This is a genomic window from Pseudomonas sp. LG1D9, from assembly GCF_002949995.1.
GTDB lineage: Bacteria > Pseudomonadota > Gammaproteobacteria > Pseudomonadales > Pseudomonadaceae > Aquipseudomonas > Aquipseudomonas proteolytica.
Map to the genome: position 1 here is coordinate 612,610 of NZ_CP026881.1, position 15,152 is coordinate 627,761.

13 protein-coding genes, 4 tRNA genes and 1 pseudogene are annotated in these 15,152 nt (G+C 60.0%); 1 reads left to right on the plus strand and 17 read right to left on the minus strand.

Annotation, left to right across the window (positions count from 1 at the left end; genetic code table 11):
- Nucleotide 1 precedes the first annotated feature (1 nt).
- The 5 genes and pseudogenes from C5F71_RS03020 to C5F71_RS03045 form a co-directional block, all read right to left on the minus strand.
- Entirely contained in the window at nt 2-952 is a 951-nt protein-coding gene (locus C5F71_RS03020; protein ID WP_092231387.1) for a DUF979 domain-containing protein, read from the minus strand.
- A complete protein-coding gene (locus C5F71_RS03025; protein ID WP_104910603.1) occupies nt 949-1,674 on the minus strand; it encodes a DUF969 domain-containing protein in 726 nt (241 codons plus the stop codon). The genes C5F71_RS03020 and C5F71_RS03025 overlap by 4 nt, the downstream gene beginning before the upstream one ends.
- 262 nt (nt 1,675-1,936) lie before the next feature.
- Nucleotides 1,937-2,773, minus strand: a complete 837-nt coding sequence (locus C5F71_RS03030) for a 5'-nucleotidase, lipoprotein e(P4) family (protein ID WP_070995092.1) — start codon at nt 2,771-2,773, stop codon at nt 1,937-1,939.
- A gap of 104 nt (nt 2,774-2,877) precedes the next feature.
- A pseudogene (locus tag C5F71_RS03035) lies at nt 2,878-3,289 on the minus strand (TonB-dependent receptor domain-containing protein); the annotation flags it as partial.
- 559 nt (nt 3,290-3,848) lie between these two features.
- Nucleotides 3,849-3,925 (minus strand) — tRNA-Val (locus tag C5F71_RS03045).
- Between the two features lie 184 nt (nt 3,926-4,109).
- On the opposite strand from C5F71_RS03045, the gene C5F71_RS03050 reads away from it, so the two are divergent.
- On the plus strand, nt 4,110-5,393 hold the full coding sequence (locus tag C5F71_RS03050) for an FAD-binding oxidoreductase (protein WP_104910604.1): 1,284 nt from the start codon (nt 4,110-4,112) through the stop codon (nt 5,391-5,393).
- Nucleotides 5,394-5,595: 202 nt separating this feature from the next.
- On the opposite strand, the gene C5F71_RS03055 is transcribed toward C5F71_RS03050, so the two are convergent.
- From C5F71_RS03055 to truA, 12 genes are all read right to left on the minus strand, one after another.
- Nucleotides 5,596-5,672 (minus strand) — tRNA-Asp (locus C5F71_RS03055).
- 105 nt (nt 5,673-5,777) lie between these two features.
- Nucleotides 5,778-5,854: transfer RNA gene (locus C5F71_RS03060), tRNA-Asp, on the minus strand.
- A 55-nt stretch (nt 5,855-5,909) separates the two neighbouring features.
- Nucleotides 5,910-5,985, minus strand: a tRNA-Val gene (locus C5F71_RS03065).
- A 107-nt stretch (nt 5,986-6,092) separates the two neighbouring features.
- Nucleotides 6,093-6,872, minus strand: a complete 780-nt coding sequence (locus C5F71_RS03070; protein ID WP_070995078.1) for an SDR family oxidoreductase — start codon at nt 6,870-6,872, stop codon at nt 6,093-6,095.
- On the minus strand, nt 6,869-8,080 hold the full coding sequence (locus C5F71_RS03075) for an O-succinylhomoserine sulfhydrylase (RefSeq protein ID WP_104910605.1): 1,212 nt from the start codon (nt 8,078-8,080) through the stop codon (nt 6,869-6,871). Before C5F71_RS03075 ends, C5F71_RS03070 begins: the two co-directional genes overlap by 4 nt.
- A gap of 65 nt (nt 8,081-8,145) precedes the next feature.
- A complete protein-coding gene (gene purF / locus C5F71_RS03080) occupies nt 8,146-9,651 on the minus strand; it encodes an amidophosphoribosyltransferase (protein ID WP_029294156.1) in 1,506 nt (501 codons plus the stop codon).
- Nucleotides 9,652-9,692: 41 nt separating this feature from the next.
- Nucleotides 9,693-10,250: a CvpA family protein gene (locus C5F71_RS03085; RefSeq protein WP_029294153.1), complete on the minus strand. Its 558-nt coding sequence runs from the start codon at nt 10,248-10,250 to the stop codon at nt 9,693-9,695.
- 251 nt (nt 10,251-10,501) lie between these two features.
- On the minus strand, nt 10,502-11,155 hold the full coding sequence (locus tag C5F71_RS03095) for an SPOR domain-containing protein (protein ID WP_092231407.1): 654 nt from the start codon (nt 11,153-11,155) through the stop codon (nt 10,502-10,504).
- A complete protein-coding gene (folC, locus tag C5F71_RS03100) occupies nt 11,139-12,446 on the minus strand; it encodes a bifunctional tetrahydrofolate synthase/dihydrofolate synthase (RefSeq protein ID WP_104910606.1) in 1,308 nt (435 codons plus the stop codon). The genes C5F71_RS03095 and folC overlap by 17 nt, the downstream gene beginning before the upstream one ends.
- Nucleotides 12,443-13,363: an acetyl-CoA carboxylase, carboxyltransferase subunit beta gene (accD, locus tag C5F71_RS03105; protein WP_029294146.1), complete on the minus strand. Its 921-nt coding sequence runs from the start codon at nt 13,361-13,363 to the stop codon at nt 12,443-12,445. Before accD ends, folC begins: the two co-directional genes overlap by 4 nt.
- Before the next feature lie 244 nt (nt 13,364-13,607).
- Entirely contained in the window at nt 13,608-14,240 is a 633-nt protein-coding gene (locus C5F71_RS03110) for a phosphoribosylanthranilate isomerase (protein WP_029294144.1), read from the minus strand.
- Between the two features lie 64 nt (nt 14,241-14,304).
- Complete coding sequence (gene truA, locus C5F71_RS03115; RefSeq protein ID WP_029294142.1) at nt 14,305-15,129, minus strand: tRNA pseudouridine(38-40) synthase TruA; 825 nt, start codon at nt 15,127-15,129, stop codon at nt 14,305-14,307.
- Between the last annotated feature and the right edge of the window lie 23 nt (nt 15,130-15,152).

Below are 15,152 nucleotides of genomic sequence, written 5' to 3' on the forward strand. Positions count from 1 at the left end.
CTCACATCAACACATAAAGAAGGACGATGTTGACCAGCAACATCATCAACGCCGTGGGCATCTGCGCCTTGATCACCGCGTTTTTGTCAGGCAATTCCAGTAGCGCCGCGGGCACAATATTGAAGTTCGCCGCCATCGGCGTCATCAACGTACCGCAGTACCCGGAAAACATGCCGATGGCCGCCATTACCGCCGGGTTGCCGCCATAAATCCCCACCAGTACCGGCACACCAACACCGCCGGTCATCACCGGGAAGGCGGCAAAACCGTTGCCCATGATCACCGTGAACAGCGCCATGCCCAACACATAGACCATCACCGCCACCAGCTTGTAATCCAGGTTGATATAGGTGGTGGTGACGTGAGCCACGGCCGTCCCTACGCCAGCCTCGTTAAACAGCAAGCCAAGCATCGCCAGCATCTGCGGCAAGACCATGGCCCAGCCCAGGGCTTCGGTCAGGCGTCGCGACTCCCGCAAGGCCTGCACCGGCGTGTCGCGGGTCAGCCAGCAGGCCAGGCCCAGGGCGATCAGGCAGCCGAGGCCGAGGGATACGAACGTGGTGTTTTTCGGGTCCAGCAGTGGCACGCCGCCAATCTCGACGTTCTTGAGCAGCACAGAGCCGATTACGGTGGTCAACGGAATGGCCAGGGCCGGAATAAACAGTTTATGACCCAGCCGGCCGGCGCTGGCACGGGAGGCTTTGTCATGCAGCTCGACATGGGCACCACGCCCCACCCCGCCGAGCCCGGCGATCAACGCCATCAGCACCACGCCAACGCCCACGACCACCGACGGCAAGTGCTCGCCCACCAGGAACGGAATGGCGAACAGCAGCCAGAACAAAGCACTTGACCAGCGTTTGGGGTGGGTGCGGTCAGCCAGGATCATGCCCGCGGTAATCAGCAACAAAACCCCGGCGAGCCAATACAGATATTGGATAGAAATGATCATTGCGCGGCCTCCGGCTGAACGCTGGCGGGCGCCGAGGCTGTCAGTTCGCGGGTCAACCTCCGGTCAAAGCGGTGCAAACGTATCGCGTGCACAATGAACGCACAAATCGCCGTGGGGATGCCCCAGACCGCAATATGCAGCGGTTCGACATCAATGCCAGAGCCCAGCAGGAAGGTGTGCATCAAGGCAATCGCACCAAAGGCCACGAAGATGTCTTCACCAAAAAACAGCCCCACGTTGTCCGTGGCGGCGCACATCGCCAGGACCTTGTGGCGCACCTTGTCCGGCAGCTTGCCAAAGCGTTTCTCGGCCGCGCCTTCCGCCATGGGCGCCAGCAAAGGGCGCACCATTTGCGGATGCCCGCCAAGACTGGTCAGGCCCATGGCCGCTGTGGATTCGCGAACAAACAGATAAATGATCAACAGACGCCCGACGGTGGCGCGCTCGAAGCGCGCAATCCAGTTCTGCGCGTGCAGGCGCAGGCCATGGCGCTCCAGCAGGCCGATGACGGCCAGGGGCAGCAACAGGATCAGTTGCAAGGCGCGGGTCTGCAGGAAGCCATCGCCCATGGTGGCGAGGATTTTTTCCAAGGGGAAGTGCGCGGCAAATCCGGTGGCAATCGCTGCCGCCGTCACCACCAGCAACGGATTGAAGCGCAACACGAAGCCGACCACGATGACGAGCACGCCAATCAGCGGCCAAAGGTTCACAACAGTTTGCATGGCGTTGAGTCCTTGATTGCGTGCTGCGACGCCTGCCTCGCTGATAAGCAATGGCGGGGAGCCCGACGCGGATTTTTATTATTGACCGGGTAGGTCGAGGGTCATTGGCGGGCATCTTTGCTGCTTGGAGCGGAGGGTGTCCAACAAGAAAAATTGTTGCTGCAAACCAATAAAGTTTGTGAGGGGATGGCAGGCAATTACAGGCATGCCACGATTTGCGTGGTTCAAATCGTGGTATGCCCTGCCGGGTGAACCTGCTTGATCAGGGCTGCCAAGCTCTGGACGCAGCTGCGGCCTTGAATTTGGCGCTGTTTTGCGGTGTGGCTGGTGGCTCGGAATCACCAAAAATAGCCTTAAGCCAGTGCCCATCGGTCGGGTTGGGGAAGAGAACAAACTTGCGACCGAACTCTTGCTTGTCTTCGGTCATCAGCGCCATGCGCTGCTGCACATCGGACACGTAGTACTTGCGCTTGAAGTCATTGAGGTTGTCGCCCAACATCACGACCACTTCATAGTCCTTGGCAATTTCCAGTTGCCTGGGCTCTTTATTGGATGTGTCGCGGTAAACCGTCAGGTGCTTTTCATCCGCAAAGGGAAGCTTGCTATTGCGCAGGTTTGCCAAGGCGTATTCATAGGTTTTGTCGCCCTGGTCACGGCTCGTGACGTAGAAAACCTCTACCCCTTTTGATTGCGCATAATTCAAAAACTCCACTGCGCCAGGCGTGGCCACCGGGCCGTTTTCAGCCACCCATTTATCCCAGGCGGCATCATCGAAGAACTCTTTGCCCGAATTGATCATGTAGCCCCAGTAGCTGTTGCTGCTCAAGACGGTGTCGTCGATGTCGCTGATAATCGCCAACGGCCGATCGCCGGCTTTGTGCGCTTGCAGGGCACTGTCCAGGCGCATCTTGGCAATATTGAAACCTTGATAGTAAAGCGCCTCGAACTCGGCAGCCGTCTGCCTCCAGGCGACGGCTGAAGTCAGATCATTGGAAACAACACTTGTGACTTGCCCTGACCATACCGGCGCACACTGAAGCATCAATAACGAGAAGAGAATGGGAGCGGCGAAGATCTTGTTGTTTTTCTCTACTTTCATTTTCAAACCCATAATTAAGGTCCAGACAGCCTCAGAAGGCACTGCAAGGGTGTTGTTCTATAACACCCTGCAGGTCGGCTCAATATGAGTGTCGCGATCGTGGATCAATCAGGCGCAACTCCCGCATTTACCAGCGGTGTGTAACTTGCGGTCAACACCGTGCCTGGCGCCGGCATGTGGCTGGTATTGTTGACTGTAGAGCAGGCAGTACTGCGATTGAACAGGTTCTGAATGCCCATGCTGACCTGATCATTTTCACCGAGTTGGTATTGGCTGATCATATCGACGGTGGTGTAGCTGTCGACCTTGCGTCGTCCAAAGCTGGCAACGCCAACCAGGCGATAATCAGCGCCATCGAAATAGGTGGCCTGCACGCGGTTGCTCCAGGCTTCACTCGGCTCGAGCTCAAGGTAGGCGGTCAGTTTGAGCGGTGGGATGCGGTAGCCAGTCACGACCGTCAGGCTGCTCCCGGCCCTTCATCCAGGTAAAGCTGCCGCCGGCGCCCCAGCGCTCATTGAGCTTATGTTGCAACTGCGCAAAGCCACCGAGGCTGCGCGTTGTCAGGTCGGGGTTGAAGTAGCGCCCCACAACAGTTCTGTATTGCCTTGATTCCCCAGCGGCGTGCGAAGCGTGACCCCGCTGCCGAACACTTCACTGTTGCTTATCGTGAGCGTGGGGATTCCATGTACTGCCGAGAAATATGGCGCCGGGACCAATCAAGCACCCCCAATAACCATTTAGGCCTGGATAGAGAAGCGGCCCGAATGCCGCAGTGGCAAGAAAAGTGACCCCAGCCCATAACCGCTTACGCGGGGTGAACCACTCGCGGAACGCTTCAAGCTTTTTACCGGCCATTGCCACCTCCTTGTTTGATAAGCAGCAAAGCATATCACCCACTTAAACGAATCACGCCAGCCGGCGAGGCAGGCGCACGCTGGGAGGTAAGCCATGAGCGCTTTCGCAGTGTTTGGTATGAACTTCGCGGTCGCCAACGCAGAGGCCGGCAAGAGAGCAACAAAAAAGGGCCCACCTTTCGGTGAGCCCTTCTAGACCGCCCAGCAGAGCGGATTTTGTTTGGTAGGCGCGATTGGACTCGAACCAACGACCCCCACCATGTCAAGGTGGTGCTCTAACCAACTGAGCTACGTGCCTGCTGTGAGGCGGCATTCTACGGAATTCCCGAGGGGTGTCAACACCTTTTTTGAAGCTAAGCCTATGAATATGCGAATTTTTTATTTTTCATTAGCCGCGCGGCTTTTTCCGGGTGGCTGGCAGGGTATTTTCAACTGAGGTAGGATCGGCGCACTCGTAAAAAATATAAAACAGAGGTTCCAGTATGGCGAACACCCCCTACCCCCAGTCGTATTACGCAGCGTCCGCCAATGCGGTTCCTCCCCGGCCAGCGCTGCAAGGTGAAGTCGAAACCGATGTGTGCGTGATCGGCGCCGGCTATACCGGGTTGTCGAGCGCGCTGTTCCTGCTGGAGAACGGCTTTCGCGTGACGGTACTGGAAGCCGCCAAGGTAGGTTTCGGTGCATCTGGGCGCAACGGTGGCCAGATCGTCAACAGCTACAGCCGTGATATCGATGTGATCGAACGCAGCGTCGGCCCCCAACAGGCACAGCTATTGGGACAAATGGCATTTGAGGGCGGCAGGATCATTCGTGAGCGGGTAGCCAAATACCAGATTCAGTGCGACTTGAAGGACGGCGGGGTCTTCGCTGCACTCAATAGCAAGCACATGGGCCACCTGGAATCGCAGAAGCGTTTGTGGGAGCGCTACGGCCATACGCAGTTGGAGTTGCTCGACGAGCGGCGCATCCGCGAGGTAGTGGCCTGTGACAACTACGTGGGCGGCCTGCTGGACATGAGTGGCGGGCATATCCATCCGCTGAACCTGGCATTGGGTGAAGCGGCGGCAGTGGAGTCCCTGGGCGGCACTATCTACGAACAGTCCGCCGCCGTGCGTATCGAGCGTGGCGCCAACCCTGTCGTCCACACGGCGCAAGGCAAGGTAAAGGCTAAATTCATCATCGTCGCCGGCAACGCGTACCTGGGCAACCTCGTGCCCGAACTGGCAGCCAAGTCGATGCCATGCGGCACACAAGTGATCACCACCGCACCTCTGGGGGATGAACTGGCTAAAACCCTGCTGCCCCAGGACTTCTGCGTCGAAGACTGCAACTACTTGCTCGACTACTATCGACTGACCAGCGACAAGCGCCTGATCTTCGGCGGTGGCGTGGTGTATGGCGCGCGGGATCCGGCAAATATCGAAGCAATCATCCGACCGAAGATGCTCAAGGCCTTCCCGCAATTGAAGGATGTAAAAATCGACTACGCCTGGACCGGCAACTTCCTGCTGACCTTGTCTCGCCTGCCCCAGGTTGGCCGCATCGGCGATAACATCTACTACTCCCAGGGCTGTAGCGGGCATGGCGTGACGTATACGCACCTGGCGGGCAAAGTACTGGCCGAAGCCCTCAGAGGCCAAGCGGAGCGTTTTGACGCGTTTGCCGACCTGCCGCACTACCCGTTCCCGGGCGGCCAACTGCTGCGCACTCCATTTGCGGCAATGGGCGCGTGGTATTACGGGCTGCGGGACAAGCTGGGCTTCTGATCGACACCCTGCAGGAACCGGCTTGCCGGCGATGGCGATCTTGACGACGCTATCGCTGGCAAGCCCTCCCCTACAGGTAGCATCATCAAATCGCAGACACAAAAAACCCCGGTCTTTCGACCAGGGTCTTTGCTATCGATCCAATCAAGCATGAAGCTTGCTTTGGCGCTCTCGGGGTGTTCAGTGGACCCCGGAACAGATATGGCGCAGCGGACGGGACTCGAACCCGCGACCCCCGGCGTGACAGGCCGGTATTCTAACCGACTGAACTACCGCTGCGTATCGCTCAGACTGCTGAAGTGTCACCTTCAACCGCCTTCAAACATCTGACTGAGCAGCCTTGGCTGTTCAATCTCAAACCCGACATGTCGGACCTGGAAAATATGGCGCAGCGGACGGGACTCGAACCCGCGACCCCCGGCGTGACAGGCCGGTATTCTAACCGACTGAACTACCGCTGCGCGTCGGTGCAACTTTTAACGTTGCGTCTTGCCCGAAGGCAAAACTCTCAAGAAGTGGTGGGTGATGACGGGATCGAACCGCCGACCCTCTGCTTGTAAGGCAGATGCTCTCCCAGCTGAGCTAATCACCCTTTGCTTCGTTGAGGCCGCGAAATTTACGCAGATAGCGGACCTAAGTCAATAGCCTGCTTGAAGTTTTTCTGAAAAAGACAAAATCACGTCAAGACAGCTACCCGCCCTACTCGCTGTAAATCATCTTCTTGCTCATGCCGCCATCCACCACGAACTCTTGCCCCGTCACAAACCCAGCGCTGCGCGACAGCAGCCACGCCACCATGGCGGCCACATCCTCAACCGTCCCAACCCGGCCCGCAGGATGCTGCGCATGATCGGCGTCACTCAACGGCTCTGCGCGGCGAGCGGCGGGATCACGGGCATCGATCCAGCCAGGGCTGACAGCATTGACCCGAACCTCCGGCCCCAGGCTGATGGCCAGCGCATGGGTCAGGGCCAGCAGGCCACCCTTGCTCGCCGCATAGGCCTCGGTGTCCGGCTCCGACTGCCTGGCCCGGGTAGAAGCCAGATTGACGATAGAACCGCCGTGGGCACGCAGATACGGTGCACAGTGCTTGGCCAGCAGCATCGGCCCACTGAGGTTCACCGCCAGCACCCGATTCCAGTAAGCCAGGTCCAGGCTATCCAACGTGATATTGCGCGGGTCGGCCACCGCGGCATTGCACACCAGGGCATCCAGGCGCCCGAACTGGCCCAGCACTTCAGCAACCCCAAGGGCCACCTGCTGCTCATCGGCCACGTCCATGGTGATAAACCAGGCGTTATCGCCCAGCACCTTGGACACTTTGGCGCCCCGCTCGCGATCAAGATCGGCCAACACCACTTGCCAGCCTTCACTGATCAGCCAGGCAGCGATCCCCAGGCCGATACCCCGTGCAGCTCCCGTTACCAACGCGACCCGGCCATTACTGGCGCCAGCCGCCTCCTGGGACCACTCGATCACAAGGCAGCCAGCCCGCGGGCCAGGTCGGCCTGCAAGTCAGCCACGTCTTCCAGCCCCACGGCAACCCGGATCAGGCTGTCGCGGATACCGGCCGCTTCACGCTCCTGCGGGGCCAGGCGCCCATGGGAGGTGGTGCTTGGATGGGTAATGGTGGTTTTGCTGTCACCCAGGTTGGCGGTGATGGAAATCAGACGCGTGGCGTCGATAAAGCGCCATGCGCCCTCTTTACCGCCCTTGACCTCAAAACTGACCACCGCCCCAAACCCGCGCTGCTGACGCTGGGCCAGTTCATGTTGCGGGTGGCTCTTCAAGCCGGCGTAGTGGACTTTTTCGATGCCGTCCTGCTGTTCCAGCCACTCGGCCAGGGCCTGGGCGTTGGCGCAATGGGCTTTCATCCGCAGGCTGAGGGTTTCCAGGCCCTTGAGGAAAATCCAGGCGTTGAACGGGCTCAGGGTCGGGCCTGCGGTGCGCAAGAAACCCACTACTTCTTTCATCTGCTCGCCACGACCGGCCACTACACCGCCCATGCAACGGCCCTGGCCATCGATGAACTTGGTAGCCGAATGCACCACGATATCTGCGCCCAGCTTCAGCGGTTGCTGCAGGGCGGGCGTGCAGAAGCAGTTATCCACTACCAGCATCGCACCTTTGGCGTGCGCTACTTCGGCGAGGGCGGTGATGTCTACGAGCTCTGCCAGCGGATTGGACGGTGACTCGACGAACAGCAATTTGGTATTGGCCTTGATGGCCCCATCCCAGCCAGAAAGGTCTGCCAGCGGCACGTAGTCGACTTCAATGCCAAAGCGCTTGAAGTACTTCTCGAACAGGCTGATGGTCGAACCAAACACGCTACGCGAGACCAATACATGGTCACCGGCGCTGCACAGACTCATGACCACCGCGAGGATGGCCGCCATGCCCGTTGCCGTAGCGACGGCCTGCTGTGCACCTTCCAGGGCCGCGATACGCTCTTCGAAGGCACGTACGGTCGGGTTGGTATAACGGGAATAGACGTTACCCGGCACTTCGCCAGCAAAGCGAGCCGCCGCGTCCGCCGCGGTGCGGAACACGTAGCTGGAGGTGAAGAACATCGGGTCACCGTGTTCACCTTCCGGCGTGCGGTGCTGGCCGGCGCGCACAGCCAGGGTATCGAAAGCCACGCCATCGAGGTCGCTGTCCAACCGACCGGCATCCCATTCCTGACTCATGCTGCCACTCCTTCACTCAATTCTTTATTTAGATACAAAACCGGCCCCTCAGGGCCGGTAGTCAATCAGTTGTTGTACAGATCGATGATCGCGCTGACCGCCTGGGTCTTGATCTTCGAGGAGTCGTTGCGCGCCTGCTCGATCTTGTTCAGGTAAGCCTCATCGACATCACCGGTCACGTACTTGCCATCGAAAACCGCACAATCAAACTGCTCGATCTTGATCTTGCCGCCGCCAACCGCCTCGATCAAGTCAGGAAGATCCTGATAGATCAGCCAATCAGCGCCAATCAGATCAGCCACATCCTGGGTCGAACGATTGTGCGCAATCAGTTCGTGGGCGCTCGGCATGTCGATACCGTACACGTTCGGGTAACGCACGGCAGGCGCAGCGGAACAGAAGTACACGTTCTTCGCCCCGGCTTCACGGGCCATCTGGATGATCTGCTTGCAGGTGGTGCCACGCACGATGGAGTCATCCACCAACATCACGTTCTTGCCGCGGAACTCCAGCTCGATGGCGTTGAGCTTCTGGCGTACCGACTTCTTGCGAGCCGCCTGGCCCGGCATGATGAAGGTGCGGCCGATGTAGCGGTTCTTGACGAAACCTTCGCGGAACTTGACGCCCAGGCGGGTGGCCAATTCCAGCGCAGCGGTGCGGCTGGTGTCCGGGATCGGGATCACCACGTCAATGTCGTGCTCTGGACGCTCGCGCAGGATCTTCTCGGCGAGCTTCTCACCCATGCGCAGGCGCGCCTTGTACACCGAGACACCGTCGATGATCGAATCCGGGCGCGCCAGGTACACGTGCTCGAAGATGCACGGTGTGAGCTTGGGGTTGATCGCGCACTGGCGGGTGTGCAGCTTGCCATCTTCGGTGATGTACACCGCTTCGCCCGGGGCCAGGTCGCGCACCAGGGTGAAGCCCAGTACATCCAGGGATACGCTTTCGGAGGCGATCATGTACTCGACGCCTTCGTCGGTGTGACGCTGGCCGAACACGATAGGACGGATGCCATGCGGGTCGCGGAAACCAACGATCCCGTAACCGGTGATCATTGCCACGACCGCGTAGCCACCCACGCAACGGTTATGCACGTCGGTCACAGCGGCGAACACGTCTTCTTCGGTTGGCTGCAACTTGCCGCGCTGGGCCAGTTCGTGGGCAAACACGTTGAGCAGCACTTCCGAATCGGAACTGGTGTTGACGTGGCGCAGGTCAGATTCGTAAATCTCCTTGGCCAACTGTTCAACATTGGTCAGGTTACCGTTGTGCGCCAAGGTAATGCCGTAGGGCGAGTTGACGTAAAACGGTTGAGCTTCGGCCGAAGTCGAGCTACCGGCAGTCGGATAACGCACATGGCCAATACCCATATGCCCGACCAGGCGCTGCATGTGACGCTGATGAAACACGTCACGTACCAGGCCATTGTCCTTGCGCAGGAATAACCGGCCGTCGTGGCTGGTCACAATACCGGCAGCGTCCTGGCCGCGGTGCTGGAGGACGGTTAGCGCGTCATACAGCGCCTGATTGACGTTCGACTTACCGACGATACCGACGATGCCACACATGCGACGCAACCCCTACTTAATGAATCTTGACTGAACACTACTTACTGCGGCGTGTTGCCCGGCAAGAGGTGCTCCTTGAACGGAATATCAGCGGGTACGCTGATACCGCTGGCCAGCCACTGACTACTCCACCCCAATATGAGGTTCTTGGACCAGTCTGCAACCAATAGAAATTTTGGCACGAGACTCGACTCCTGCCACCAAGCATCCTGCTGTACCGGGCCCAGGCTCAACAGCCCGACCGCAACGACCACCAGCAACGCGCCACGCGCGGCACCGAAGGCCATGCCGAGAAATCGATCGGTCCCGGAGAGGCCGGTGACACGTATCAATTCGCCGATAAGATAATTGACCATTGCTCCCACCAGCAGCGTGGCGATGAACATGATGGCGCAGCCCGCGATGACACGAGCCGAAGGTGTTTCGATGTAGCCGGCCAAGTAAACGGCCAGGGATCCGCCGAACATCCAGGCGACGACTCCTGCAACGATCCAGGTCAGCAGCGATAATGCTTCTTTGACGAAGCCGCGGCTTAGACTGATCAATGCGGAGATGGCGATGATGGCTACGATCGCCCAATCAACCCAGGTAAATGGCACAGTGCAGCCTACAGACGGATAAGGCGGCGCATTTTAGCAGAGCGCTGGGCTATCGGTAAGCGGTGATTGGCGGTCCATTGCAAATCAATGGGTTGTGGCAAGCTGCGGCCATCTCAGACGGGCATAAACCAATGTGGGAGCGGGCTTGCCCGCGATAGCGGCGTGTCAGTCAACTTTAATATCGACTGATGCACCGTCATCGCGGGCAAGCCCGCTCCCACACAAGCCTGCACACACATTTGGAGCCAGAATCAGCCGCGTTCTGGCTGGAAGCGCACCACAAAACCCTTCAGATTCTGCTGACGCCCCAGCAAGTCACGCAGGCGGTCAGCCTCGGCACGCTCAATCAGCGGCCCGACAAATACCCGGTTCTTGCCATCGGCAGTACGGATATAAGCGTTATAGCCCTGGCTGCGCAGGGTCTTCTGCAACGCTTCGGCACTTTCGCGATTGGACAGGCTGGCGAGCTGCACCGACCAGCTGATCGGCAGGCCATTGGGATCGATACGGCTTTGACCGACATCCGGCTTGCCTGGCGCAGCAGGCTGAGGCGCGACAGGTTTTGGCGCTGGAGCAGGCGCCGCAGGCTTGGCTGCCACGACTGGCGCAGGCTTGACTACGGGAACGCTGGGTTGAATTGGCGCCGTGGGTGCCTGCTGCTGGGCAATTTCTGCATCCGTCGGCACTGGCTCTTCCTCGGGCAGCGCCTGCGGCTCAGGCACCACCACCGGCTCGACCTGAACCTGCGGCATTACCGGGGCCTGGGGCGCAGCCGGCGCTTCAACCGTGACCTGGCGCTGCTCGTCCTGACGGGAAAACAGCATCGGCAGGAATATCACCGCCAATGCCACCAGCACCAGGGCTCCGACCATTCGCTGCTTGTATGCGCTATCCAGTAATGCCATGTGCAGCTTCCTCCGTGGAGCGCCGGGCCAACCACTCAAGCGCCTCGGCAACACAATAAAATGATCCGAACAACAGAATCTCGTCCTCGGCCGTTGCTACCGCACATTGAGCCTCCAATGCAGCGGTCACGCTTGCATGGGACGTCACCGTCGCACCAAGGTTCTGCAGCAGCGCCTGTACATCATCGGCCGAACGGCTGCGAGGTGTGTCCAGCGGCGCAACCGCCCATGCCTGCACACTGCTCAGCAAGGGTGCGACCACACCTTCCAGGTCTTTGTCCGATAGCAAGCCGAACACCGCCAGGCGTCGACCCGTCGGCACATGGCTGGCCAAACGGCGCGCCAAGTACTGCGCAGCATGCGGGTTATGACCAACGTCCAGCAACAGGTCAAGGCGCTTGCCTTGCCACTCGAACGCGCGGCGATCCAGACGCCCGACCACCCGTGTACGTTGCAAGGTATCGGCAATCTGCCCGGCATTCCATGGCAGATCCAGCAACAGATAGGCTTGCAGGGCGAGTGCGGCGTTTTCCATGGGTAGGTTCAGCAGCGGCAAGCCGTGCAACTCGACGCCCAGACCCCGCGCATCGACACCACGCCACGACCAATGATCGTCTGCCACGCCCAAGGAAAAATCCCGGCCCCGCAGGAAGAAGGGGCAATCCAGTTCGCGCACCTTGTCCAGCAAGGTATGCGGCGGATCCAGGTCACCACACAGTGCCGGCTTGCCTGGGCGCAGGATCCCGGCCTTTTCATAGGCCACCGATTCGCGGGTATCACCCAGGTAATCGGTGTGGTCCACGCCAATGCTTGTGATCAACGCCAGGTCGGCGTCCACCACATTGACAGTATCCAGGCGACCACCCAGGCCCACTTCCAGCACCACGGCATCCAGCTGTTCGCGCTCGAACAACCAGAACGCAGCCAGGGTGCCCATCTCGAAATAGGTCAGGGAGGTATCGCCGCGCCCGGCATCCAGCGCCGCAAAGGCTTCGCACAATTGCTCGTCGGTGGCTTCAACACCGTTGAGTTGCACGCGCTCGTTGTAACGCAGCAAGTGCGGCGAGCTATAGACACCCACCTTCAAGCCCTGGGCCTGCAGCAACGCAGCGACAAAGGCGCAGGTAGAACCCTTGCCGTTGGTGCCCGTGACCGTGATCACTCGCGGCGCAGGCCGACCCAACCCGAGGCGGGCCGCTACCTGTTGCGAGCGCTCCAGGCCCATGTCGATGGCTGACGGATGCAACTGCTCAAGGTAGGCGAGCCACTCGCCCAGGGTTCGTTGGGTCATAGGTTTGCAGGCACCGGCGGAACGACGATAGGTTCGACTTTAGGCGCGACGTATTCTGGTGTCGGCAAGCCCATCATCTGTGCCAGCAGGCTACCCAGGCGTGGACGCAGTTCGGAGCGGGCGATGATCATGTCAATCGCCCCGTGCTCCAGCAGGAACTCGCTGCGCTGGAAGCCTTCCGGCAGCTTTTCGCGCACGGTCTGCTCGATCACACGTGGGCCGGCAAAGCCGATCAGTGCCTTGGGCTCGCCAACGATTACGTCGCCGAGCATCGCCAGGCTGGCGGAAACGCCGCCGTAGACCGGGTCGGTCAGCACGGAGATGAACGGGATGCCTTCCTCGCGCAGACGCGCCAGTACCGCAGAGGTCTTGGCCATTTGCATCAGCGAGATCAACGCTTCCTGCATCCGCGCTCCACCCGAGGCGGCGAAGCAGATCATTGGGCAACGGTTTTCCAGGGCGTAGTTGGCGGCACGTACAAAGCGCTCACCGACAATGGCGCCCATCGAACCACCCATGAAGGAGAATTCAAACGCCGACACCACCACCGGCATGCCCAGCAGCTTGCCGCTGATCGAGATCAGCGCGTCTTTTTCACCGGTCTGCTTCTGCGCAGCGGTCAGGCGGTCCTTGTACTTCTTGCCGTCGCGGAACTTGAGACGGTCCACCGGCTCCAGGTCAGCGCCCAGCTCGGCACGGCCATCGGCGTCGAGGAAGATGTCGATACGGGCGCGGGCGCCGATACGCATGTGGTGGTTGCACTTGGGGCAAACGTCCAGGGTCTTTTCCAGCTCTGGGCGGTACAACACCGCATCGCAGGATGGGCACTTGTGCCACAGACCTTCAGGGACCGAGCTTTTCTTCACCTCGGAACGCATGATCGAGGGGATCAGTTTGTCTACTAACCAGTTGCTCATGCTTTCTTTCTCCAGTACCGGTGGCTTGAACACAGCCCCGCGTATGCCCTTGAGCTAAATTCATTGATGTGGCGATAACAGCTGCAGGACGGGGTCAGACGTTCGACCAGCCATTTCCTGCACCTGCCCTCAGCCTTCCAGACAACCCGCCAACGCGTGGCTGCCACTTCATTGGCGCCGCCCGAGGGCAACGCCGGCCTGTTTCACACAGTGGTAGTTACTGACGGCGGCAGACTGCCAGCCGTCACATCGCGCCACTGCTGCTGCGCACTGCCTGCATGAATGCGCGAATCTTGGCAGAATCCTTGATGCCCTTGCCCTGCTCCACCCCGCCGCTGACGTCCACCGCATACGGGCGGACCTGGGCGATGGCCTGCGCCACGTTTTCGGCACACAGGCCGCCGGCCAGGATGATCGGCTTGCTCAAGCCCTGGGGAATCAGCGACCAGTCAAAGGCCTCGCCCGTGCCACCAGGAATGCCCTCGACATAGGCATCGAGCAAAATCCCGCTGGCCCCGGCGTAGGCGGCGCAACTGGCGGCGATATCGTCCCCGGCCTTGACCCGCAAGGCCTTGATATAAGGGCGATGGTAGCCGGCGCACTCATCCGGGGTTTCGTCGCCATGGAACTGCAGCAGGTCCAGGGGGACGGCATCCAGGGTTTCGTTGAGCTCACAGGCGCTGGCGTTGACGAACAGCCCCACGGTGGTCACGAACGGCGGCAAGCCGGCAATGATCGCCCGTGCCTGCTGCACCGTCACCGCACGCGGGCTCTTGGCATAAAACACAAAACCAATGGCGTCAGCCCCCGCCTCGACTGCCGCCAGCGCGTCTTCCATGCGGGTAATCCCGCAAATCTTGCTGCGAACGCCTGACATATCGTCGGAACCTCAGGGGGCTGTCCAGGAAAGTCCCGGATGGTAACAAATGCTTTTCCAGGCGTCAGCCGTCAAGTTCAGTGAAACCTGTGAGGAAGTGTGGCCCGATGAAACGCTGCGGCAACTCGAACTCATCGCGGTATTCCACATCCACCAGATACAGGCCGAACGGGTGCGCCGTCACTCCGCCGGTACGACGCACTCGACTCTCCAGCACTTCCTTGGCCCATTCCACCGGGCGCTCGCCGGTGCCAATGGTCATCAGTACGCCGGCGATATTGCGCACCATATGGTGCAGGAACGCACCGGCACGGATATCCAGGACAATCATCTTGCCGTGGCGCGTGACGCGCAGGTGATGGACTTCCTTGATCGGCGACTTGGCCTGGCACTGGCCAGCCCGGAACGCGCTGAAATCATGGATTCCCACCAGGTGCTGGGCCGCCTCAGCCATACGCTCGGCGTCCAGCGGGCGGTGGTTCCAGGTAATTTCTTCGTTCAAGTGTGCCGGACGGATCTGATCGTTATAGATCACGTAGCGGTAGCGCCGGGCAATTGCCTTGAACCGCGCATGAAAGTGCGCCGGCATGACCTTGGCCCAACTGACGCTAACATCGTGGGGCAGATTGATATTGGCGCCCATCACCCAGGCTTTCATCGAACGCTCGGCCTGGGTGTCAAAATGGACCACTTGCCCGCAGGCATGCACGCCGGCGTCGGTACGCCCGGCGCACATCAATGAAACCGGCGAGTCGGCGACCTTCGACAGGGCCTTCTCCAGGGTTTCCTGTACGGTCGGCACGCCCGAGGCCTGGCGCTGCCAGCCGCGATAGCGCGAGCCTTTGTATTCAACGCCCAGGGCGATTCTGAAAAAGCCAGCGGCCGCCATTTCGGCGGCCGCGTTATCTATAT

What these genes read in the sequence shown, in the direction of transcription:
- C5F71_RS03095 (WP_092231407.1), bottom strand. Translation starts at nt 11,155, where the DNA reads ATGGCATTACTGGATAGCGCATACAAGCAGCGAATGGTCGGAGCCCTG.
- C5F71_RS03025 (WP_104910603.1), bottom strand. Translation starts at nt 1,674, where the DNA reads ATGCAAACTGTTGTGAACCTTTGGCCGCTGATTGGCGTGCTCGTCATC.
- C5F71_RS03030 (WP_070995092.1), bottom strand. Translation starts at nt 2,773, where the DNA reads ATGAAAGTAGAGAAAAACAACAAGATCTTCGCCGCTCCCATTCTCTTC.
- C5F71_RS03110 (WP_029294144.1), bottom strand. Translation starts at nt 14,240, where the DNA reads ATGTCAGGCGTTCGCAGCAAGATTTGCGGGATTACCCGCATGGAAGAC.
- folC (WP_104910606.1), bottom strand. Translation starts at nt 12,446, where the DNA reads ATGACCCAACGAACCCTGGGCGAGTGGCTCGCCTACCTTGAGCAGTTG.
- C5F71_RS03050 (WP_104910604.1), top strand. Translation starts at nt 4,110, where the DNA reads ATGGCGAACACCCCCTACCCCCAGTCGTATTACGCAGCGTCCGCCAAT.
- accD (WP_029294146.1), bottom strand. Translation starts at nt 13,363, where the DNA reads ATGAGCAACTGGTTAGTAGACAAACTGATCCCCTCGATCATGCGTTCC.
- purF (WP_029294156.1), bottom strand. Translation starts at nt 9,651, where the DNA reads ATGTGTGGCATCGTCGGTATCGTCGGTAAGTCGAACGTCAATCAGGCG.
- truA (WP_029294142.1), bottom strand. Translation starts at nt 15,129, where the DNA reads ATGGCGGCCGCTGGCTTTTTCAGAATCGCCCTGGGCGTTGAATACAAA.
- C5F71_RS03020 (WP_092231387.1), bottom strand. Translation starts at nt 952, where the DNA reads ATGATCATTTCTATCCAATATCTGTATTGGCTCGCCGGGGTTTTGTTG.
- C5F71_RS03075 (WP_104910605.1), bottom strand. Translation starts at nt 8,080, where the DNA reads ATGAGTCAGGAATGGGATGCCGGTCGGTTGGACAGCGACCTCGATGGC.